Origin of the sequence: Pseudomonas sp. SK3(2021) (assembly GCF_016772375.1) — a bacterium.
Taxonomy (GTDB): domain Bacteria; phylum Pseudomonadota; class Gammaproteobacteria; order Pseudomonadales; family Pseudomonadaceae; genus Aquipseudomonas; species Aquipseudomonas chlororaphis_I.
The window spans coordinates 580,843-602,089 of record NZ_CP061943.1 but is presented as its reverse complement, the minus strand read 5'-3'; the positions used below and the strand labels follow the sequence as shown (position 1 = coordinate 602,089).

Below are 21,247 nucleotides of genomic sequence, written 5' to 3'. Positions count from 1 at the left end.
CCTGTCACACCCGATCCGGAGCCGAACATGAAAAGAACCGCCGCCCTGACCTTGGCCCTGATGCTCAGCCTGCCGTCGCTCCATGCCCAGGCAGAAGCAGTGGGCGATGCCGAGGCCGGTGGCAAGCTGTTCAAGCGCATTTGCGGTGGCTGCCACAATATCGGCCCTTCGGTGCGCAGCTCTTTCGGGCCGCAGCTCAATGGCATTTTCGGGCGCACGGCGGGTAGCGTGGCGGACTATCACTACTCCGACGCGATGAAGTCCTCCGGCATCGTCTGGACCCGCGACAAACTGGTGGCCTATCTGGAAGACCCAAAGGCCGTGGTACCCGGCACGCGGATGATTTTCTGGGGGCTGAGCGATCAGGAGAAGATCGACAATCTACTGGCTTATCTGCAGAGCTTTCAGGCAGTAGAAACCCAGAACTGAGATCTTTGCCCGCAAACAAAAGGCCCGCATCGCTGCGGGCCTTTTTTATGGGTGTTTCTTCATTCGAGCAGCCGCTCAGGGCAGGGCAATCTTGTACTCGGCCAGCTTGGTTCTCTGCTCGGCTTCTACGTACTTCTGGTCCACCCGCTTGGCAAACTGGGTGAAGTCGCTACGGGCATCGTCGGCCAGGCCCAGGTGCTCGTAGGCTTCGCCACGATGGTAGTAGGCCCAGGCGAAGTCCGGCTGTTTTTGCAGGCCGGCGCTGAAGGCTTCGGCGGCTTCGCGGTATTGCCCCAGATCGTTGAGCGAGAGGCCCAGGTGATAGTAGGTCGGCATGTTGAAACCAGCGCCCTTGCCCGCTTCGCCCAGGCCCGCATCCATGTTGGATTGCACCAGTTGCAGGGCTTTCTGCGGGTTACCTGCCTGGCGATAGAGCAGGCTCAGATCGAGGGCCGCACGCGGTTCGAGCGTCGGGCTCACCTCGATGGACTTTTCCTTAGCGGCGATGGCTTCCGGGTAGCGCTTGAGGCTGGCGTAGGCATCGGACTTGAGCCAATACACCATGCTCTGCATCTTGCCCGACAGCTGGTTCTTTTCCAGGCACAGGTTGGCCTGTTGCAGCACCAACTCATAGTTTTCGGCCTTGGAGGCCTGACCTACGGCACGGCAATGGGCGAAGTTGGCTTGCTCTGGCGTTTGCAGGCTGGCGCAGCCGGTAACGGCCAGCGAACAGGTCAGCAGGATCAAGCCACGAAAATACAGTGAAGGCATGTTGTTCAGTCCAGCAGATGGGCGTTGAGGTCTGGGCGGTACACCTGCAGCAAGGGCGCGGTGACGGTGCCCTGGAGCGAGCAGAAGATGGTAGTGCGCCCGGCTATCGGGGCTTCTGCGACACCTTTATCGACCGTGAATACCCGCTCGACGAAACCGAAAGGCGTGGCCACGCCCGGGCCGCTCAGGCCCTCGGTACGCCATTGCTGGATCGGATCGCCAACCCGGCGAATCTCCACCCGGCTGAATGCCGTGCGCTGAGGCACCAGGCGCGCATTGTTCGCCACCAGCGGTTTCAGGTTCGCGGTGACATCCTTGACCTCCCCTTCGGCGACAAAGCCCCAGAACAGAAAGCTGCCGAGCTTGTTCAGCGACTGCGCCTCGTTGTAGTAACCCACCAGGCGCACGCCGTTGACCACCAGCGGCTGGTCGAAGGCTTGATAGCGCCCGCCTTCCAGCAGCGGGTTCATTACCTTGGGCGCCATGACCGAGCCGGCCCTGGCCAGGTTCAAGGTGCCAGCAGGCAAGCGGGAATTGTTCAGGGCTTCGAAAAACTGCGCATCGCAGCGCGAGAACTCGGCCAGCAACTGCTCGGGAGTCGCGGCGTCTTTGCCATGGGCAACGCTGGTGAAAGCCAGCAGGCAAAGTCCGGATAGCAAGGAACGGAACATCGAGATCATCCGTGACGAAATTGGGGGAGCAGACTGTAGCAAGATTGATAGCCATGAGCCATCACCCCGCCAACCTCACACCGCACTCACCTCGAACACAAACGAAATCCTCTGGCTGCTGGCATTCCACACATAACGCAGATGCTTGCCCTGCTTGGGGATCGACACCGCCGGCGGGCGGAAGGCGGCGATGCATTCGTGGCCTTCGAGGCGCACGCTGTTGTACAGCAGGCCCCAGGACCGGCTGTCGCGCAACTCGCGGGCGAAGGCCTGGGCGGCGCCGTAGCGGGCAGGATCGGGGTCGTGCAGCTGTAGGTGATCGGCGCGGATGTCGTGCAGGGGCTTGAGCACCTGGTTGACGTAGGTGCGCATGGTCAGCTCCAGGTCCGGCTCGTTGGTGGCGGCGAGGAACCGTTCCTGGTGGTAGCAGGTTTCGGCGATGGCCGCGGCCTGGCTGCTGGCGGCGTAGTAGACGCCGTAGCTGCCATCGGTGAAGCGGCTGGCCTTGCCAATATGGGTGAAGGCCGCCATGAGCGGCGTCGAGCCCGGGCCGGCGATGCGGTCTTCGGGCAGCACCCGGGACAGCTCGCCGACCTGTTCGCGCAGCCGGTCGTTGGTCAAGGCTTCCAGGGCGTAGGCGGTTTGCAGGTCCTCGGGGTCGAGCACGTCCTCGAACAGGCTGATGGGCGGAAAGCAGCTGTTGACGATCCGGTAGGCGCGCGGCCATGCCGGCGAAGCCAGTGGCGCCGCCATCAACCGCGAACGCCGTCGAGGTAGCGGCGCACGTCGGCGATGTCGACCACACGGCCGGCGAGCATGTAGTCGAGGGCGGTCCGGCCGTTGAACGGCGCGGCCGTGTTCGGGCTGCTGACCCACTGGTAAACGCGCTCGCGACTGTTGCTGAAGATGATGCTCAGCGCCTTGTGGATACCCATCAGGTAGGAGATACGCTCCAGGGTGTCGTGGGGCAGGCGTACATTGGCCGGCAGCTGCTTGTACTTGTAGAGCGTGGTGTTGCCGACCTTGCCCAGCAGCGTGCGCTGTTGCTCGGCGCTGCAGCCCCACTGCTGCATGAGGTTGAAGAAGAACTTCAGCGCCACCCGGCTGGCTTCCGGGGTATCCAGGTCATGGGGGGCGGCTTGAACGGCGGACGGGACGGTCATGATCGGGCCTCCGTGAGTCAGTGAGTGATACCTTGAGCCTAGTACGGATACGAATAAATAGGTAGTTTTTATTCTGATGTGAATACACAAAAACTTATCCACACCCACAAAAAAGCCCCGAACCAGTCGGGGCTTTTTCTATTGCCGGCCTGATATCAGGCCGCGATCAGGCATTCATCAGAACACGTTGATCGGGTAGTCGACGAACACACGCAGTTCGTTACCGCTGTCGTTGTAGCCGCTGGATTTCTGCGATACGCGCAGGATCGAGCTACGCACCTTGACGCTCAGGTCCTTGGCCGGGCCGCTCTGGACCACGTACTTGAACTGGTTGAAGATTTCGCGCTCGGTACCGCCAGTGGTGGTCTGGCCCTCGCTGTTGGTGGAGGTGATGTTGTCACCACGCACGTAAGCCAGGTTGTAGGTCAGGCCCGGTACGCCGAAGGCGCCGAAGTCCAGGCCGTAGCCCAGCTGCCAGCTGCGCTCGTCTTCAGCGTTGAAGTCGGACCAGTAGGAGTTCGCCAGGTAGATGGTGTTGCCACCGTCGCCCACGCGGTGCTGCTCTTTCTGGTAGCCGCCGTAGGCGTAGCCCAGGTTGCTGTCGCCGGTGCTGCGCTGGTGCGCCAGGGTGAAGGAGTGCGGGCCGGTGGCGTAGGTGGCCGCCAGGCTCCAGATCTTGTTGTCCTGGCCACCTGCTTCTTTGAACTCGGCGTAGGATTTGTCCAGCTTGGTGCGGTAGCCGTTGAAGTCGAAGGTCAGGGACTGGTCGGTGGCCAGCGGGAACACGTAGTTCAGGTTCACGTACTGCTTCTTCAGCACGTCTTCGACGTCGGAAGCGTACAGCGAGCCCTTGAACTGCTCGGTGAACTGGTAGCTGCCGCCCAATACGTTGATCGACTTCAGGCCACCGCTGTCATGGCCTTCGGCGCTTTTACGCGACTCGGCGGTGAAACGACCGGCGTTCAGTTCCAGGCCCTTGATCTCTTTCGAGGTGATCAGGGTACCGGTGTAGCTTTCCGGCAGCAGACGGCCATTGTCGTAGCTCAGCACCGGCAGGGCCGGCATCTGGTCACCGTAGGTCAGCACGGTGTTGGACAGGCGGAACTTGACCGCGGCGCCGGCCTTGGCCAGGTCGCCTGCCGGGCTCTTGTTGCCGCCTTCGCTTGGCTTGAAGAAGTCGATGCCCTGGCCGCCGCTGTGGCTGCCTTTATCCAGGCGCAGGGCGTACAGGCCGAAGGCATCGACGCCCACACCCACGGTGCCTTGGGTGAAGCCCGACGAGAAGGTACCGATGGCCGCTTGACCCCACTCGCGCTGGTCATCGTTACCGTTTTTCTTGTCGCGATTGATGTAGGCATTGCGCAGCAGGATTTTCAGGCTGCTGTCTTCGACAAAACCCTTGGACTCAGCCTGGTCGTTAGCCATGGCTTGAGTAGCGCTCAGAATCCCCAGTGCGATCAGACCGATCCGCTTGTTCAACATTTTATTTTCCTTATTACGGGTTGATGACGCGCTGTGGTGCTCCTTGGAAACGGCGCTTAGGCGCTCTTTTTTCAGGCCGGAACAAAAAGACCCGCCCACGAAAAATCGCGGCGGGCCTTTTATTATTTGAATGTTATGGCCGTTGGCCACAGGCGTTGGCGCGAATCCTAGCCGCGCCCCGAACAGTGTGTCAATTTCAAGAATCGTCTGAAAATAGGCAAAAATCGTCTAAGAACTCAGCGATCCTTGATGGCCAGTTGCACGGTATGGCTGTCGACGAACTGTTCGAAATGCGTGACCTTGCCATCCTTGAGCGTCCACAAATGGGCCACGCGGGCATTCAGCGGCTTGCCCGTGGCTTTATAGACGCCGCTGTAATTGCCATAGGCGAACACCTTGTCGCCCTGGGCCACATAGTTCTCGACGGTGAAGGCAAACCCCTCCCATTCGGTGGCCAGGCGCTTGAAGACATTCTCCACCACGGCATCGAAACCGACGTAGGTACCGGCGTAGGGAAAGCCTGCCGCTTCGGTCCAGCGCGCATCGGCGGCCAGGGCGGCGGCGGTGTTTTGCGCATTCTCCTGGGAGTTGGCCCCTTCGTAGGTGCTTTTGATCAGTGCCAGGTTATCCATGGGTGACTCCGCCAGTAAGTGGGTGGTTCAAAGGACGCAACCGCTCAGGCCACAGGCCTGCAGGCTGGCTGAAAGTTCGACTTCGGGCGTACCGAATGCCTCGCTCAGCCAGTCGGCGAACGCCTGCGGCTTGCCCAGCCAGGGGCTGATATCGATCAGCCTGAACTGGCCGTCCTGTTCCAGCACCAGGGTCGGGAACCCCTGGCCACCGACCCGGGCCAGCAGGGCGCGGCTGGCCTTGATGTGCTCGTTCAGGCTGTTCGCCGCGGCATACTCGAAGGCTTCTTCGAACTCGTCGCGTTCAAAGCCCAGGCCCTCGGCGATTTCCAACAGTACGTCGACATCGGCGATGCGTCGCCCTTCGACGTAATGCGCCGTCTGCAAGCGCCCGAGCAATTCCAGGCCGCGCCCGGCGAGCGCCTGCGCCGCCAGTACCGCGGCGATCGGCGGGGCCGAATCGAAGACCGCCGAATGATCGCGCAGCAAACCTTCGAAGTAAGCCTCGCCGAACGGTTGCCCGGTGTATTCGGCAATGCGCCGGTCATGGGGCATGACGTAGTCGCGCAGTTGCGGCGAAACCGGCTGGCAGTTGCGCCCGGTCATCATGCCGCCGCCATGGGCCACCACCGGCAGCACCGCCTGGGCCGCCTGCACCAGCGGCTTGGCGCCATAGCACCAGCCGCACAAGGGATCGTAGATGTAATGAAGGGTCGCTGCCGACATGCAAGGCTCCGGGACAAAGGCCGATAAATTCGATGGCGGCAGACTATGCCTGTGGCCCGCGGCGAAAAACGCTGGAATGGCTTTTAGTCTGTTTCGCGAATCGGTCGAATCAGGATGTATCCATCGCATTTCAATCAAGACACAAATTGAAACAATCCGTCCGGGGAACTTTTCAAGAATAATTAACGAAAGTAAATAGCAAGCATTACCATTCGCGCCGATTGTTTCCTTTAGCCTTCTGGATGCGTTTTTTCATGCCTGCCCCCTTCCGCCTGACCCCTCTCACCCTTGGCTTTTGCGCCTCGCTGACGGCCGGTTTCACCTGCGCCGCCCCGACCACCCTGCCGGCCACGGCCATCAGCGCAGAAGTCGATGCCGACGATCCACGGGTCAAGGAAGTCAGCACCGCGACCCGCACCGCCACGCCGGTGCGCTACGTGCCGCAAGCCATCGACTCGGTGAAGACCAGCAACCTGCTGGACTACGGCATCAACGATCTGGGCACGGCCCTGAGCGGTATCCCCAACGTCAGCAGCGGCGCCGATACCCGCTTCGACAGCCTGCGCATTCGCGGTTTCGACGCCAGTAACGACTTCTACCTCGACGGCGTCCGTGACGACAGCCAGTACGTGCGCGACCTGCACAACATCGAGCGCATCGAGGTGCTCAAGGGCCCGGCGGCAGTGCTCTACGGTCGTGGCAGTCAGGGCGGGATCGTCAACCGGGTGAGCAAGCTGCCGCAGTTCGGCCGCCACTCCAGCGTCGAAGTCAGAGGCGGCAGCGAAGACCTGCGCAGCCTGTATGCCGACCTCAGCGCCGACCCCAGCGAGAACATCAGCCTGCGCCTGAACATGGGTAACCAGGACAACAACAGCTTTCGCGATGGCGTCAGTGGCAGTCGCCAGCTGTTCGCACCGTCCATGAGCTGGCAGTTGACGCCAGACCTGAACTGGCTGGTGCAGTACGAATACAGCCGCTACAACCGCACGCCGGACCGCGGCATCCCGGGGATCGACGGGCGCCCGGCGGACGTGAGCCGCGACACCACCTACGGCGACAAGCGCGACTACATCGACGACAAGTCCCAGTCCCTGCGCTCCAGGCTCAGCTACGAGCTGAACGACAACTGGCAACTGCGCCATACCCTGAGCCTGTTCAAGCTCGACAGCGATTTCGACAACACCTACCAGACCGGCTACGACAGCCGCACCCAGCGGGTGAACCGCCAGCGCTGGCAGCAGGACCTGAACACCCGCAACCTCTACAACAACCTCGAAGTCGAAGGCACCTTCGATACCTTCGGCCTCGAGCACCGGGTGCTGACGGGTGTCGAGCTGGGCAGCCAGCGACGCGACCCGAAGCTCTACACCGCGGCGGCGGTCAAGGCCGGTGGCCAGGCCGTGCCGTCCCTGGACCCGTTCAACCCGGATAAAAACCTGCGCCATACCGGGAAAATGGTGGCGTCCAGCTACAACCACAGCGAGGTGGAAAGCCGCGCCGTCTATGTCCAGGACCAGCTGCGCCTGAACGATCAGTGGCAAATCCTCGCCGGCCTGCGCTACGACAATTTCAATGTCGAGACCCACAACAAGATCCTCGATCGCAAGGACGACCGCGACAGCCACAGCACCAGCCCGCGCCTGGGCGTGGTCTGGACCCCGCTGGAGAACCACTCCATCTACGCCTCCTGGAGCAAGAGCTTCTCCCCCGTCGGCGGCGGCCTGATCGGCATCACCCCGAACGCCAACGGCAACACCAACGACCTGAGCCCCGAACGCACCCGGCAAAAGGAAATCGGGGTCAAGAGCGATTGGCTCGACGACCGTTTCAGCACCACCCTGGCGGTCTATGAGCTGGAGCTCTACAACCGCCGCAGCCGCAGCGTGGAAGACCCGAACGTGATCCTGCTGACCGGCCTGCAGCGCTCACGCGGCGTGGAACTGACCGCGGCCGGCAAGATCGTCGGCAACTGGTCGATACGCGGTGGCATCGGCCTGCAGGACGCGACTGTGGTCAAGAGCAATAACGGTAACGAAGGTAACCGGGTGAACAACGTGGCCAAGCGCAACGGCAGCCTGTTCGTGACCTGGAAACCGGAAATGGGCTGGTACGCCGAGACCGGCCTGACCCTGGTGGGTGACCGTTATGCCGACAACGCCAATACCGTGGTGCTTCCGGGCTACGGCCGCTGGGACGCCCTGGCCGGCTTCCGGCAGAAGGACTGGGACCTGCGGGCCGCACTGAACAACATCAGCGACCGCACTTACTACTCCTCGGCCACCAGCGCCGGGCAGATCCAGTTCGGCGACCCGCGCAGCCTGGTGGTGACCGGTACCTACAGCTTCTAAAACGCAGCCATGGATACGGCCAGCCATCGCCTGAGCGCGATGGCGGCCTGGCGTCCGCTGCGCGGCCGATCGCAGCCTGCGGCAGCGGCTACAAAAACCCTCGACCTGATGCCCTGCGCGCACTCTGTAGCCGCTGGCGCAGCCTGCGATCGACGGCGCAGCCGGCGCAAAACCTGAGCATGCCATCGACCTGACAGACCGCGTTGGCAGATCCACATCCGCTGCGCGGCCGATCGCAACCTTCGGCAGCGGCTACAAAAGCTCTCGACCTATGCCCTGCGCGCACTCTGTAGCCGCTGGCGCAGCCTGCGATCGACGGCGCAGCCGGCGCAAAACCTGAGCATGCCATCGACCTGACAGACCGCGTTGGTAGATCCACGTCCGCTGCGCGGCCGATCGCAACCTTCGGCTGCGGCTACATTCGCGCAAAAAAAAAGCGCTGCCATCCGGGCAGCGCTTTTACCAATCCGTTGTTTGCTTATCCTTCCAACACATCCCACAACGCTTCGAGTTCCGCCTCGCTGAATAAACCAGCAGGGTAACGATCGAGGATCATCCGGCGCGAGTCGGTTTCCCGGACCTGTCGCGTTCCATTGGACTTCAACCATTGCGCCAGAACCTGAAGCGATTCGCTACTCATTGCCAAGGGATGTGAAGTCCGCTCGCTGACCCTATTCATCTCCAGCGCTCTCTCCCGGTTTGTGAGCGGCTAACTTATCCAAGGTTTATGACAGAACATCGGAGTTCCACCGGCCTCAGAGTGACCTCGCGAGAGATACAAGAGCTATGCCAAGGTCCCGCGATTGCTGGCTTTCGAATACAAAAAAACCCGCAGTCCATAAGGGCTGCGGGCTTGCCGGGCGACACCGGATTGGATCCATGCAACAGCCCGTCAATCAGGCGTTGCAGGCTGTTACAACACCACTCAAACCTTGTGTGGCGCCGGTTGCTGTTGAGTAAGGCAATGGATATTCCCGCCCCCCAGTAACAACTCGCGACCTGGCACCATCACCACTTCATGTTGCGGGAACAGGTTCTGCAGGATTTCCTTGGCCTGGGCATCCAGGGGGTCGTCGAAACTCGGGGCGATGATGCCGCCGTTGACGATCAGGAAGTTCACATAGGAACCGGCCAGGCGCACCGACGGATTACGCTCCTGGGTGCCGTCCACCGGGTCGACGCCCGCGCACTCTTCTTCGGTCGCATACAGCGGCCCCGGAATCGGCATCTTGTGCACCGTGAACGGGCGCCCCTTGGCATCGGTGCTGTCTTGCAGCACGTTCAGCGCCGCCCGGCAGCGCGGGTAGTTCGGGTCCTGCGGGTCGTCGGTCCAGGCCAGCAGCACTTCGCCTGGGCGCACGTAGCAGCAGAAGTTATCCACATGGCCGTCGGTTTCGTCGTTGTACAGGCCATCCGGCAGCCAGATGACCTTATCCACCGCCAGGTTGGCGCTGAGCACCGCTTCGATCTCGGCACGGTTCAGGTGCGGGTTGCGATTGCGGTTGAGCAGGCACTCTTCGGTGGTGATCACCGTGCCTTCGCCGTCGACGTGAATCGAGCCGCCTTCGAGCACGAAGCCCTCGGTGCGGTAACGCGGGCTGCGCTCGATCTCGAGGATCTTGCCGCCCACCTGCGAGTCGCGGTTCCACGGCGAATACAGGCCGCCGTCGAAACCGCCCCAGGCGTTGAAGTCCCAGTTCACGCCACGGACTTCACCCTTGTCGTTGATGACGAAGGTCGGGCCGGTATCCCGGACCCAGGCATCGTCGCTGGACATCTCCACCAGGCGGATATTCGGCACGTCCAGGCGCGCCCGGGCGTTTTCATATTGGCCCGCGGACACCGCCACGGTCACCGGTTCGAAACGGGCGATGGCCTTGGCCACCGCTACGTGCGCGGCTTGCGCCGGCTTGCCGCCCAGGCGCCAGTTGTCCGGGCGCTCGGGCCAGATCATCCAGGTCTGGGTCTGCGTCGCCCACTCGGCTGGCATGTAGAAGCCGTCGGCGCGAGGGGTGCTGTGCAAAGTGGTCATGGGTTCAGGACTCCAGGGAACCGTCGAGGGTTTTGATCGCGCTGTACAGGTTCGGCCGACGGTCGCGGAACGAACCCCAGGCGCTGCGAATGTGTTCCAGCTCGTCGAGGTCGAAACTGTGGACAAGAATACCTTCTTCAGTCTCGTTCAGTTCTTCAACCTTCTCGCCGAACGGGTTGGCGATGAACGACGAGCCATAGAAGGTGATGTCGTAGCCGTCCTGCTCTTCGTTGCCGATGCGGTTGCTGGCGATCAGCGGCATCAGGTTGGCGCCGGCGTGGCCTTGTTGCACGCGCTGCCAGTGGTCGCGGGACGAGATGCTCTTGTCGTGGGGCTCGCTGCCGATGGCGGTCGGGTAGAACAGGATCTCTGCGCCTTGCAGCGCCATGCTGCGGGCGCACTCGGGGAACCACTGGTCCCAGCAGATGCCCACGCCGATTTTCGCGTAACGGGTGTCCCACACCTTGAAGCCGGTGTCGCCCGGATTGAAGTAGTACTTTTCGTGGTAGCCCGGGCCGTCCGGGATGTGGCTTTTACGATAAATCCCGAGGTTGCTGCCGTCGGCGTCGATGATCGCGATGCTGTTGAAACGCGCACGCCCGGCCAGCTCGAAGAAGCTGATCGGCAGCACCACCTGCAACTCACGGGCGACCTTCTGGAAGTGGGCGATGGCCGCGTTGCCTTCCACCGGGGTGGCCAGCTGCAGGTAGTCCGGGTTCGGCTTCTGGCAGAAGTACGGGGTCTCGAACAGCTCCTGGATCAGGATGATCTGCGCGCCTTTGGCGGCGGCCTCGCGGACCAGTTTTTCCGCGGTCTCGATATTGGCTTCGAGGTCCCAGGAACAGGCCATCTGGGTTGCGGCGACGGTAACGATACGGCTCATGAATCATCTCCTGGGCAGCAGCAAGGGACCGATGGTGGCATCGGCCGATGACAGAAAGGGGCAAGGCCGGACGCGACATGGCCGAGCCTTGGTTGGGAGGAGTTTATAACCGATAAAAATCCGACTTAAAAGCCATAAAAATATAAATTTTAAAATAAACACATATTAATACCGATTTTTATCGATATTTATTGAACCATTTTCGGGATTGAGACGGTCTGTTCTGGCGCTATCGCGAGTAAGCTCGCTCCTGCAGGGACGCCGCCAACCTGTAGGAGCGAGCTTGCTCGCGATCCGGTTACGCCCGGATCAAGGGCTTCAGAGCCCCTCGTCCAGCACCTTGGCCAACATGTCGACAAAGAAGTCGACGCTCTGGCGCGTGGTGACCATCGGCGGCTTGATCTTGAGGATGTTCAGGTAGTCGCCGGTGGGCTGCATGAAGATCCCCAGCTCGCGCAGGCGATCGCACAGCAGGGCGGTCTCCTCCGTGGCCGGCTCCAGGGTCTGGCGATTGCGGATCAGCTCCAGCCCCAGGTAGAACCCCGAGCCATGCACCGCACCCACCAGCGGATAACGCTCGATCAAGGCTTCGAGGCGCTGCTTGAAGTGGTCGCCGACCCGCTGGGCGTTTTCCCAGAGTTTTTCTTCCTGCATCACGTCCAGCACTGCCATGCCGATCCGGCAACTCACCGGGCTGCCGCCGGCCGAGGAGAAGAAATAACCCTCGGCCTCCAGCGCTTCGGCGATCTCCCGGCGGGTGATCACCGCCCCCAGCGGCTGGCCGTTGCCCATGCCTTTGGCCATGGTGATGATGTCCGGCACCACGCCCTGCTCTTCGAAGCCCCAGAAGAACTTGCCCATGCGTCCGTAACCGACCTGCACCTCGTCGGCGATGCACACCCCGCCCCGGGCCCGGACCAGGGCGTAGACCTGCTTCAGGTACCCCGGCGGCAGGGCGATGCCGCCGGCGTTGCCATACACCGGCTCGCAGATGAAACCGGCCAGCTGGCGATTCTGCTCCGCCAGCTTGGCCAGGTTGTGTTCGACACTGCGCACGTAATCCGGGGTGCTGTTCTGGCCGCGGAACTCGCCGCGATAGGTATTGGGCGCGGTCACCGGATGCACCCAGTCCGGGCGGCTGCTCAGGGCCTGGGGGTTATCGGCGATCGAGGTGGACACCGCGTCCGCGCCCACCGTCCAGCCGTGGTAGGCCTCCAGCACACTGAGCATGTCGCGCCCGCCGCTGTAGGCCCAGGCCAGGCGGATCGCCAGGTCGTTGGCCTCGCTGCCGCTGTTGACCAGGAACACCCGGTCCATGGAATCCGGCGCCAGCGCCAGCAGGCGTTCGGAGAATTCGGCAATCGCCGCGTAGTGGAAGCGCGAGTTGGTGTTGAGCAGCGACCACTGGCGCGCGGCCTCGGCGGCCATGCGTGGATGACCGTGACCCAGCACCGCGACGTTGTTGAGCATGTCCAGGTAGGAACGGCCCTGCATGTCGATCAGGTGGTTGCGCCAACCACGCTCGATGCGTGGCGGGTCGACGTAATAGTGCTTCTGCGAGCGGGCGAAACTGGCATCGCGCCGCGCCAGCAAGGCTTGCGGGTCGAGCTCCGGTTCGGCGTCGCAGGCCAGGCCCAGCAGCGCCGCCGGCGACGGGCACAGCGCCTGCCATGCCGCGGCTCGCGATGGAGTACAGAACAGCGGCGGATCAAGCTGCGCGCCACGGCACAGCTGGACCTTGAGCCCGCCGTCCACCGCCCCCAGCACCTGGCCTTTGACCAGGGCCGCGCCGGCATGCACCGAGGGTGTGACGCCCCATAGCCGTACACTCAATTGCGGGCCGTCGAGGCGCAACACTCCGTCGGCGGCGCGGTGCAGCACGCCGGCAAAAGGTGCTTCGACCGCCGTGCCCGACGGCACCTGCAACTGCACGTGCAAGGGGAAGGTATCCGGCTCGACGGCACTGTCCGCACAGGTCCGGGACAGGCGGTACTGCCCGTAGCGACTGGCCGCCAGCCCATGGGCCGCGGCGGCCTGCTGCAACAGCCGGGTATCGATCTGCGGCTGCTCCCAGTTGCCGGCCTCGAAGTGCGGGCTGAGCACGCCCAGGTCGATCAGGGCGAACTCGCGCCCCACCAGGCCCGGCAACAAGGGCGCGAAACCTTCGCTGGCAATGGCCGGCAGCGACTGGCCGACCACCCCGAGGATCGCTGCTTCCATCAACTCGAACGGCACCGAGGTGGCGACGCGGAAGATCTCCCATTCGTGGTTCAGGTTGTCGCGGCTGTACTGGTTGTTCGGGTCGATGCTCACCTGCTGTTCGCCACTGAGTACCAGTACCGCGGCGCGGGCCACAATCAGCGGCCACAGCGCCAGCAGCTCGGCCTGCTGCAGAGGGTTGACCGCGTGGTAGGCGCGGACCGCCGGCAGGATGCAGAACGGATCGCCCTCGGCATGGTGCAGCAACGCCGCGCAGGTCACCGACAGGTCGGTGACGCGCCAGGTACGGACCAGGTCGCCGAAATCGATCACCCCCTGCACCTGCCAGTGACGCTGGGCGTCACGCTGCCAGACCACGTTGTCGTCGGTGATGTCCAGGTGGATCGCCTGCACCGGCAACTGCTCGGCCAGATGCTGCACACGGCGCTCGGCCTGCTCGGCCACTTCGGCGATCAGGCTGCGCTGCTGCTCGTCGGCGATCACCGGCAACAGGTGATGGATCAGGCTATGGGCGTGACGCGCGTCCCATTGCAGGGTGCGCGTAAGTCCTGGGTGCTGGAAATCCGCCAGGGCCAGGTCCATCTGCCCGCACAAGCGACCGAAACCGGCCGTCAGCTCGGGGCCCAGGTGCTTGAGGTGGGTCAGCGGCTGGCCTTCGATGTAGTCGAGCAGCCGCACATGCACCGCCTGGCCATCGACTTCCAGGGACAGCAGGTCGGCGCCATTCTTCGCCGGGATCACCCGGGGTACGTGCAGTTCGGGGTGGGTGCCAAGGTGCTTGAGCGCCGCGTGCTGGGCCTGCAGTTCCAGGGCGGCGTAGTCGCCACGGCAGATCTTCAGGACAAAACGCCCCTGGGGGCTGTCGAGCCGGTAGTTGAGATCCTGCTGGCTGCCCAACGATTGCAGCGTGCCGCCAAGGCCGTAGTGCACTTCGAGCAGGTCCAGCGCCTGCTGTGGGGCGACCTGCGGACCGGGCAGGCTGGCGCGGTGAATCAACGTGGCGAGCAACATGGAACGACCCCTGGAATTATTGTCAGATGCGTATATCGCCACTGCGCCAGGCGTTACGCAACCCCCAGGCCCGGGCAGCCGACAAGGACGTCACTGCCCCAGGGAAGGTAAACAGGATGCCAATACCCGGGCCAGACGTCGGCGCCCCTTGCAGCGGCCGCTGGCTGCCGACAAGCTATGCTCCATTCGCGACTCCACGTCTTAGGGAAGAAGGCCTACCCATATGCGCATTCTCGTTACCGGCGGTGCCGGTTTTATTGGATCGGCGCTGATTCGCCACCTGATCCGCAACACCGAACACGAAGTGCTCAACCTCGACAAGCTGACCTACGCCGGCAACCTGGAGTCGCTGTCGAGTATCGCCAGCGACACCCGCTACGAATTCGTCCAGGCCGATATCGTCGACCAGGCCACCGTCAGCACTCTGCTCGAGCGCTTCCAGCCCCAGGCGATCATGCACCTGGCCGCCGAGTCCCATGTCGACCGTTCCATCGACGGCCCGTCGGAGTTCATCCAGACCAACATCGTCGGCACCTACAGCCTGCTGGAAGCCACGCGCGCCTACTGGCAAAACCTGCCGGCGGCAGAGAAAAGCGCCTTCCGCTTCCATCACATTTCCACCGACGAGGTGTACGGCGACCTGCACGGCGTCGACGACCTGTTCACCGAAACCACGCCCTACGCCCCCAGCTCGCCCTACTCCGCCAGCAAGGCCGCGTCCGACCACCTGGTCCGCGCCTGGCAGCGCACCTACGGCCTGCCAGTTCTGGTCACCAACTGTTCGAACAACTACGGGCCGTTCCACTTCCCGGAAAAACTCATCCCGCTGATGATCCTCAACGCCCTGGCCGGGAAGCCACTGCCGGTGTACGGCAACGGCCTGCAAGTGCGCGACTGGCTGTTCGTCGAAGACCACGCCCGCGCCCTGCTCAAGGTCGTGACCGAAGGCGTGGTCGGCGAGACCTACAACATCGGCGGCCACAACGAACAGACAAACATCGACGTGGTGCGCGGCATCTGCCAACTGCTGGAAGAACTGGCGCCACGCAAGCCCGAAGGCGTGCAGCACTACGCCGACCTGATCACCTTCGTCCAGGACCGCCCCGGCCACGACCTGCGCTACGCCATCGACGCCAGCAAGATCGAACGCGAACTGGGCTGGGTGCCGCAAGAAACCTTCGCCAGCGGCCTGCGCAAGACCGTGCAGTGGTACCTGGACAACCAGGAATGGTGCCAGCACGTGCAGGACGGCAGCTATCAAGGGCAACGGCTGGGTTTCACTGACTTCAAGGATCTGATCGCATGATGAAAGGTATCGTTCTGGCGGGTGGCTCAGGCACCCGCCTGCACCCGATCACCCTGGGTGTGTCCAAGCAATTGCTGCCGGTCTACGACAAACCGATGATCTATTACCCGATCTCGGTCCTGATGCTGGCCGGCATCAAGGACATCCTGCTGATTTCCACGCCCCAGGACCTGCCGCAGTACCGCAACCTGCTGGGTGACGGCAGCCAGTTCGGGGTGCGTTTCAGCTACGCCGAACAACCGTCGCCGGACGGCCTGGCACAAGCATTCCTGATCGGCGAGGAATTCATTGGCGACGATCCCGTGTGCCTGATCCTCGGCGACAACATCTTCCACGGTCAGCATTTCACCGAAAAGCTGCAGAACGCCGCGTCGAAACCCTCCGGAGCGACGGTCTTCGGCTACTGGGTCAAGGACCCGCAGCGCTTTGGCGTGATCGACTTCGACGAACAGGGCAATGCCCTTTCGATCGAAGAGAAACCCCTGCACCCCAAGTCCAGCTATGCCGTGACCGGGCTATATTTCTACGACAACTCGGTGGTCAGCATCGCCAAGGCGGTCAAACCTTCGGCACGCGGCGAACTGGAAATCACCGACGTCAACAATGCCTACCTGCAACGCGGCGACCTCAGCGTCGAACGTTTCGGCCGTGGCTTCGCCTGGCTCGACACCGGCACCCACGACAGCCTGCTGGAAGCCTCGCAGTATGTGCAGACCATCGAGCACCGCCAGGGCCTGAAAGTCGCCTGCCTCGAGGAAATCGCCTACAACCAGGGCTGGATTGATCGCGATCATCTGCTCGAACACGCCAAATACTTCGGCAAGACCGGTTACGGCCAATACCTCTACAGCCTGGCGGGAGAAACCCAGTGAAGGTCCTGGCCACCGAACTGCCCGGCGTGCTGATCATCGAGCCCAAGGTCTTTGGCGACGAGCGTGGTTTTTTCTATGAGAGCTTCAATGCCAAGGCGTTCGAAGCCACAACCGGCGTGCGCACCCAGTTCGTCCAGGACAACCATTCGCGCTCGCAAAAAGGCGTGCTGCGCGGCCTGCACTACCAGATCGAAAACACCCAGGGAAAGCTGGTGCGGGTCGTCGCCGGCGAAGTGCTCGATGTGGCGGTGGACATCCGCCGCAGCTCGCCACACTTCGGCAAATGGGTCGGGGTGCGGCTGTCCGCGGACAACCATCGCCAGCTGTGGGTACCGGAAGGCTTCGCCCACGGTTTCGTGGTGCTGAGCGAGTATGCCGAGTTCCTCTACAAGACCACCGACTACTACACCCCGGCATCCGAACGCTGCATTCGCTGGGACGATCCGACCCTGGCCATCGACTGGCAGCTCACAGGCCCGGCGCAGCTCTCGGTCAAGGATCAGGCCGGCAAGTTGCTCAGCGAAGCAGAGCTGTTCCCATGAGCGGCCGGTTGAAGATCCTGATCAGCGGCCAGCACGGCCAGGTCTCCCAGGCCCTGCAACAGCGCTTGGGCAACCAGCACGAATTGATCGTGCCCGGGCGCGGCCTGCTCGACCTGACAAACCCGGACGCGATTCGCCAGCAGGTGCGCAACCTGCGTCCGCAACTGATCATCAACGCGGCCGCCCATACCGCCGTCGATCAGGCCCAGAACGAGCCGGAGCTGGCCTTTGCGATCAATGCCAGCGCTCCCGGTGTGTTCGCCGAGGAAGCGCGGGAACTGGGAATCCCGCTGATTCACTACTCCACCGATTACGTCTTCGACGGCAACAAGCAGGCCCCCTACACCGAAGACGATGAACCCAACCCACTGAGCGTCTACGGCCAGAGCAAACTGGCCGGCGAACGGGCCATCAGCGCAGTCGGTGGCGAACACCTGATCCTGCGCACCAGTTGGGTGTATTCGAACACCGGCAAGAACTTCCTGCTGACCATGCAACGCCTGCTGCAGGAAAAACCGCACTTGCGCGTGGTGGCCGACCAGATCGGTGCCCCCACCTGGGCCAGCACCATCGCCGCCAGCACCGCCGCCCTGATCGAGCGCTGGCAGGCCGGCCAGCCAGGAAAATGGGGGATCTACCACCTGACCGCTGGCGGTGAAACCTCCTGGTTCGGCTTCGCCCAGGCCATCGGCGAACACCTGCTGGCCCAGGGCAAGGCCTGTGCGACCCTGGAGGCAATCCCCTCCAGCGCCTATCCGACACCCGCGCCGCGCCCCCTGAACTCCCGCCTCGACTGCGGCCGCCTGGCGCGCGAGTGGGGCGTGGTCCAGCCGGAGTGGCGCAGCGCATTGCACGAGTGTCTTGCCGGGCAGGGCTAGGCATAATGCGCTTGTATCCACAGGCGCATCGTCCCCATGACCCCACCCCTTCCCCGACGCCCCCGCTGGCGTAGCCTGGCGTTGCTGGCCCTGTGCCTGGCGCCGCTGCTGTGGCCGCTGGAGCACCTGGCCGAGCGTTATTACCGCAGCGAACTGGCGGGACAGAACCGCCAGACCCTCGACCTCTACGTCGCCAACCTGCTGGGCACCCTGCATCGCTACGAAGTGCTGCCGCAGATTCTTGGCGAGCTGCCGGCGTTGCGCGCGGTCCTCGGAGCGCCGGACGACGGCGTGACCCAGGGCAACGCCAACCGCCTGTTGAAAAACATCAGCGCCCAGACCGGGGCCGAAGTGATGTACCTGATGGACACCTCCGGCAACACCCTGGCGGCGTCCAACTGGGACAAGCACGACAGTTTTGTCGGTCGTAACTTTTCCTTCCGCCCGTATTTCAGCGAGGCCATGGCCGGGCGCCTGGGGCGTTTCTTCGGCCTGGGCACCACCTCGGCCAAGCGTGGTTATTTCTTCGCCGCCGCCGTGCGCAAGGGCGAGAAAATCATCGGCGTGCTGGTGGTCAAGGTCGACCTGGACCATACCGAAAGCCTCTGGGGCAAGACCCCCGAGCAACTGGTGGTGACCGACCACAATGGCGTGGTGATTCTCACCTCCCGAGCGGAATGGCGCTTCCGTTCGACCCGCCCACTGAGCGAAGAAGAAAGCAAGGCCATAGTCGCCATCCAGCCCTACCCGACCCGCGATCCGCGGCCGCTGAACCTCGACTCCAGCGCCTGGCTGACCCAGACCCGACAGATCGACGAAACCGGCTGGAGCGTGAGCATCCTCGCCCCACGCACCCTGATCGACCGCCCGGTACGTACCGTGGTGGCGGTGGGCGGCGCCACGCTGCTGGTGCTGATGCTGCTGCTCGGGCTGATGATGCAGCGCCGTCGCCACTACCTGGAACGCATCGCCTTCGAAGCCAAGACCCGGCGCGAGCTGGAAATGCGCGTGGCCGAACGTACCAGCGACCTGGAAGGCCTGAACCGCCGCCTCAGGCAGGAAGTGCTGGAGCGCGAACACGCCCAGCAGGAACTGGTGCGCGCCCAGGACGACCTGGTGCAGGCCGGCAAGCTCTCGGCCCTGGGCACCATGTCGGCGAGCATCAGCCATGAACTCAACCAGCCGCTGGCGGCGATCCGCAGCTACGCGGAAAACGCCGAGGTGCTGCTGGACCATCAGCGCACCGAGGACGCCCGCGGCAACCTCAAGCTGATCAGCGAATTGACCGGGCGCATGGCCTCGATCATCGCCCACCTGCGCGCCTTTGCCCGCCGCGACCGCCACGCGCCGGAAAGCGTTGCCCTGCAACCAGCGCTGGACGATGCCCTGGCGTTGCTGGCCAAGCGCCGACGGGCGATGGAGGTGGAGCTGATCCGCGACCTGCCAGCGGCCACCCTGTGGGTCGAGGCCGGGGAGACGCGCCTGCGCCAGGTGCTCGGCAACCTGCTGGCCAACGCCCTGGATGCGCTGACCGAAAAAGGCCCGCCGCGCAAACTCTGGCTGAGTGCCGAATCCACCGCCACGGGCGTCAATCTGTACATTCGCGACAACGGTCCGGGCTTTTGCATGGAGGCCCTGGGCCGCGCCGGCGAGCCCTTCTACACCACCAAGACCCGCACCCAGGGCCTTGGCCTGGGCCTGGCGATCTGCGACACCCTGATGCGCGCCTTTGGCGGTGAACTGTCGTTCTCCAACCATCGCGAAGGCGGCGCCCTGATTACCCTGCGGCTGCGCGCCGGCGCGCCGGGAGTGAGCCTGCAACCGTCCGAGGACCGCAGCGTATGAGTACACCGATCACCAGCGATGTGCAGGTAGTGTTGATCGACGACGATCCGCACCTGCGCCAGGCCCTGAGCCAGACCCTGGACCTGGCGGGGTTGAAGATCCTGCCGCTGGGCGAAGCCCAGGGCCTGGCCGCGCGGCTGGAGCGCGACTGGCCGGGGGTGGTGGTCAGCGACATCCGCATGCCCGGCATGGACGGCCTCGAGCTGCTCAGCGAACTGCATGGCCAGGACCCTGAGCTGCCGGTGCTGCTGATCACCGGCCACGGCGATGTACCGCTGGCGGTGCAGGCGATGCGCGCCGGGGCCTATGACTTCCTGGAGAAACCCTTCGCCAGCGATGCCCTGCTCGACAGCGTGCGCCGGGCCCTGGCGCTGCGCCGCCTGGTCCTGGACAACCGCAGCCTGCGCCTGGCCCTGAGCGACCGCCAGGAGCTCAGCGCGCGGCTGGTCGGGCTGTCCGCGCCGATGCTGCGCCTGCGCGAGCAGATCGGTGCCCTGGCGGCGACCAAGGCCGACGTGCTGATCCTCGGCGAAACCGGAGCCGGCAAGGAAGTGGTGGCGCGAGCGCTGCACGACCTGTCGAGCCGACGCAACGGTCCGTTCGTGGCGATCAACGCCGGCGCCCTGGCCGAATCGGTGGTCGAAAGCGAACTGTTCGGCCACGAGCCAGGGGCCTTTACCGGCGCGCAGAAACGCCGCATCGGCAAGTTCGAATTCGCCAACGGCGGTACGCTGTTCCTCGATGAAATCGAAAGCATGAGCCTGGATGTACAGGTCAAGCTGCTGCGCATGCTGCAGGAACGGGTGGTGGAGCGCCTGGGCGGCAATCAACTGATCCCGCTGGACATCCGCATCATCGCCGCGACCAAGGAAGACCTGCGCCAGGCGGCCGACCAGGGACGCTTTCGCGCCGACCTCTACTACCGCCTGAATGTCGCGCCGCTGCGTATTCCACCGTTGCGCGAACGCGGCGAGGATGCCCTGCTGCTGTTCCAGCATTTCGCCGACGAGGCCAGCGCCCGCCACGGCCTGCCACCCCACGAACTGCAACCGGGGCAGCGCGCCCTGCTGCTGCGCCACAACTGGCCGGGCAATGTGCGCGAACTGCAGAACGCCGCCGAACGCTTCGCCCTCGGCCTGGAGCTGGCCCTGGACAACAGCGCGCCGGATGGCGCCCCGCAACCGGCACCGACGCTGGTCGAGGGCGGCCTGAGCGAACAGGTGGAACACTTCGAAAAGAGCCTGATCGCCGCCGAACTGGCCCGCTCCCACAACTCCCTGCGCAGTCTCGCCGAAGCCCTGGGTATTCCACGCAAGACCCTGCATGACAAACTGCGCAAACACGGCCTGAGCTTCGGCGACAGCGGCGCCAGTTCTGGTGGCGACGATATCGATTGAGCGATGCCGACTAACCTTGTTAAAGCACCCTTTTACAACCGA

General features: G+C 63.6%; 19 protein-coding genes. 8 read left to right on the top strand and 11 right to left on the bottom strand.

Translation table 11 applies throughout. From position 1 onward, the window contains the following. Positions 1-27: 27 nt before the first annotated feature. Positions 28-429 carry a c-type cytochrome gene (locus IF690_RS02690; RefSeq protein WP_202698746.1) on the top strand — a complete coding sequence of 134 codons (402 nt, stop codon included), beginning with the start codon at positions 28-30 and terminating at the stop codon, positions 427-429. Between the two features lie 75 nt (positions 430-504). Here IF690_RS02690 and IF690_RS02685 read toward each other — a convergent pair whose 3' ends face one another. The 7 genes from IF690_RS02685 to IF690_RS02655 form a co-directional block, all read right to left on the bottom strand. Beyond that, positions 505-1,200 carry a tetratricopeptide repeat protein gene (locus tag IF690_RS02685; protein ID WP_202698745.1) on the bottom strand — a complete coding sequence of 232 codons (696 nt, stop codon included), beginning with the start codon at positions 1,198-1,200 and terminating at the stop codon, positions 505-507. Positions 1,201-1,205: 5 nt separating this feature from the next. Next, on the bottom strand, positions 1,206-1,871 hold the full coding sequence (locus IF690_RS02680; RefSeq protein WP_252189527.1) for a hypothetical protein: 666 nt from the start codon (positions 1,869-1,871) through the stop codon (positions 1,206-1,208). 75 nt (positions 1,872-1,946) lie between these two features. Then, positions 1,947-2,624, bottom strand: coding sequence for an RES family NAD+ phosphorylase (locus tag IF690_RS02675; RefSeq protein WP_202698743.1), 678 nt, complete (start codon positions 2,622-2,624; stop codon positions 1,947-1,949). Continuing rightward, on the bottom strand, positions 2,624-3,034 hold the full coding sequence (locus tag IF690_RS02670; RefSeq protein WP_202698742.1) for an MbcA/ParS/Xre antitoxin family protein: 411 nt from the start codon (positions 3,032-3,034) through the stop codon (positions 2,624-2,626). Before IF690_RS02670 ends, IF690_RS02675 begins: the two co-directional genes overlap by 1 nt. A 177-nt stretch (positions 3,035-3,211) precedes the next feature. Continuing rightward, positions 3,212-4,516: an OprD family porin gene (locus tag IF690_RS02665; RefSeq protein WP_202698741.1), complete on the bottom strand. Its 1,305-nt coding sequence runs from the start codon at positions 4,514-4,516 to the stop codon at positions 3,212-3,214. Positions 4,517-4,752: 236 nt separating this feature from the next. Then, the gene (locus IF690_RS02660) at positions 4,753-5,148 is read right to left on the bottom strand and encodes a nuclear transport factor 2 family protein (protein ID WP_202698740.1); all 396 of its coding nucleotides are present in this window, start codon (positions 5,146-5,148) and stop codon (positions 4,753-4,755) included. Between the two features lie 27 nt (positions 5,149-5,175). Further along, entirely contained in the window at positions 5,176-5,871 is a 696-nt protein-coding gene (locus IF690_RS02655; RefSeq protein WP_202698739.1) for a DsbA family protein, read from the bottom strand. A 254-nt stretch (positions 5,872-6,125) separates the two neighbouring features. Between IF690_RS02655 and IF690_RS02650 the strand changes: the two genes are divergently transcribed. After that, positions 6,126-8,219: a TonB-dependent receptor gene (locus IF690_RS02650; protein ID WP_202698738.1), complete on the top strand. Its 2,094-nt coding sequence runs from the start codon at positions 6,126-6,128 to the stop codon at positions 8,217-8,219. Positions 8,220-8,697: 478 nt separating this feature from the next. Here IF690_RS02650 and IF690_RS02645 read toward each other — a convergent pair whose 3' ends face one another. The 4 genes from IF690_RS02645 to IF690_RS02630 form a co-directional block, all read right to left on the bottom strand. Then, the gene (locus IF690_RS02645; RefSeq protein WP_023970043.1) at positions 8,698-8,898 is read right to left on the bottom strand and encodes a hypothetical protein; all 201 of its coding nucleotides are present in this window, start codon (positions 8,896-8,898) and stop codon (positions 8,698-8,700) included. 246 nt (positions 8,899-9,144) lie between these two features. After that, positions 9,145-10,251, bottom strand: a complete 1,107-nt coding sequence (gene aguA / locus IF690_RS02640; RefSeq protein ID WP_202698737.1) for an agmatine deiminase — start codon at positions 10,249-10,251, stop codon at positions 9,145-9,147. A 4-nt stretch (positions 10,252-10,255) separates the two neighbouring features. Further along, positions 10,256-11,134, bottom strand: a complete 879-nt coding sequence (gene aguB, locus IF690_RS02635; protein WP_202698736.1) for an N-carbamoylputrescine amidase — start codon at positions 11,132-11,134, stop codon at positions 10,256-10,258. 318 nt (positions 11,135-11,452) lie between these two features. Next, entirely contained in the window at positions 11,453-14,365 is a 2,913-nt protein-coding gene (locus tag IF690_RS02630) for an aminotransferase (protein WP_202698735.1), read from the bottom strand. A gap of 223 nt (positions 14,366-14,588) precedes the next feature. On the opposite strand from IF690_RS02630, the gene rfbB reads away from it, so the two are divergent. The 6 genes from rfbB to IF690_RS02600 are packed head-to-tail and all read left to right on the top strand — an operon-like array spanning position 14,589 to position 21,205. Beyond that, positions 14,589-15,671 (top strand): dTDP-glucose 4,6-dehydratase, encoded by a 1,083-nt coding sequence (gene rfbB, locus IF690_RS02625; RefSeq protein WP_202698734.1) that lies wholly within the window; start codon positions 14,589-14,591, stop codon positions 15,669-15,671. Then, positions 15,668-16,543, top strand: a complete 876-nt coding sequence (gene rfbA, locus IF690_RS02620) for a glucose-1-phosphate thymidylyltransferase RfbA (protein WP_202698733.1) — start codon at positions 15,668-15,670, stop codon at positions 16,541-16,543. The genes rfbB and rfbA overlap by 4 nt, the downstream gene beginning before the upstream one ends. Continuing rightward, the gene (gene rfbC, locus IF690_RS02615) at positions 16,540-17,085 is read left to right on the top strand and encodes a dTDP-4-dehydrorhamnose 3,5-epimerase (RefSeq protein ID WP_202698732.1); all 546 of its coding nucleotides are present in this window, start codon (positions 16,540-16,542) and stop codon (positions 17,083-17,085) included. Before rfbA ends, rfbC begins: the two co-directional genes overlap by 4 nt. Then, positions 17,082-17,963 carry a dTDP-4-dehydrorhamnose reductase gene (rfbD, locus tag IF690_RS02610; RefSeq protein ID WP_202698731.1) on the top strand — a complete coding sequence of 294 codons (882 nt, stop codon included), beginning with the start codon at positions 17,082-17,084 and terminating at the stop codon, positions 17,961-17,963. The genes rfbC and rfbD overlap by 4 nt, the downstream gene beginning before the upstream one ends. A gap of 36 nt (positions 17,964-17,999) precedes the next feature. After that, complete coding sequence (locus IF690_RS02605) at positions 18,000-19,808, top strand: sensor histidine kinase (RefSeq protein ID WP_202698730.1); 1,809 nt, start codon at positions 18,000-18,002, stop codon at positions 19,806-19,808. After that, positions 19,805-21,205: a sigma-54-dependent transcriptional regulator gene (locus tag IF690_RS02600; RefSeq protein ID WP_202698729.1), complete on the top strand. Its 1,401-nt coding sequence runs from the start codon at positions 19,805-19,807 to the stop codon at positions 21,203-21,205. The genes IF690_RS02605 and IF690_RS02600 overlap by 4 nt, the downstream gene beginning before the upstream one ends. Positions 21,206-21,247 lie beyond the last annotated feature (42 nt).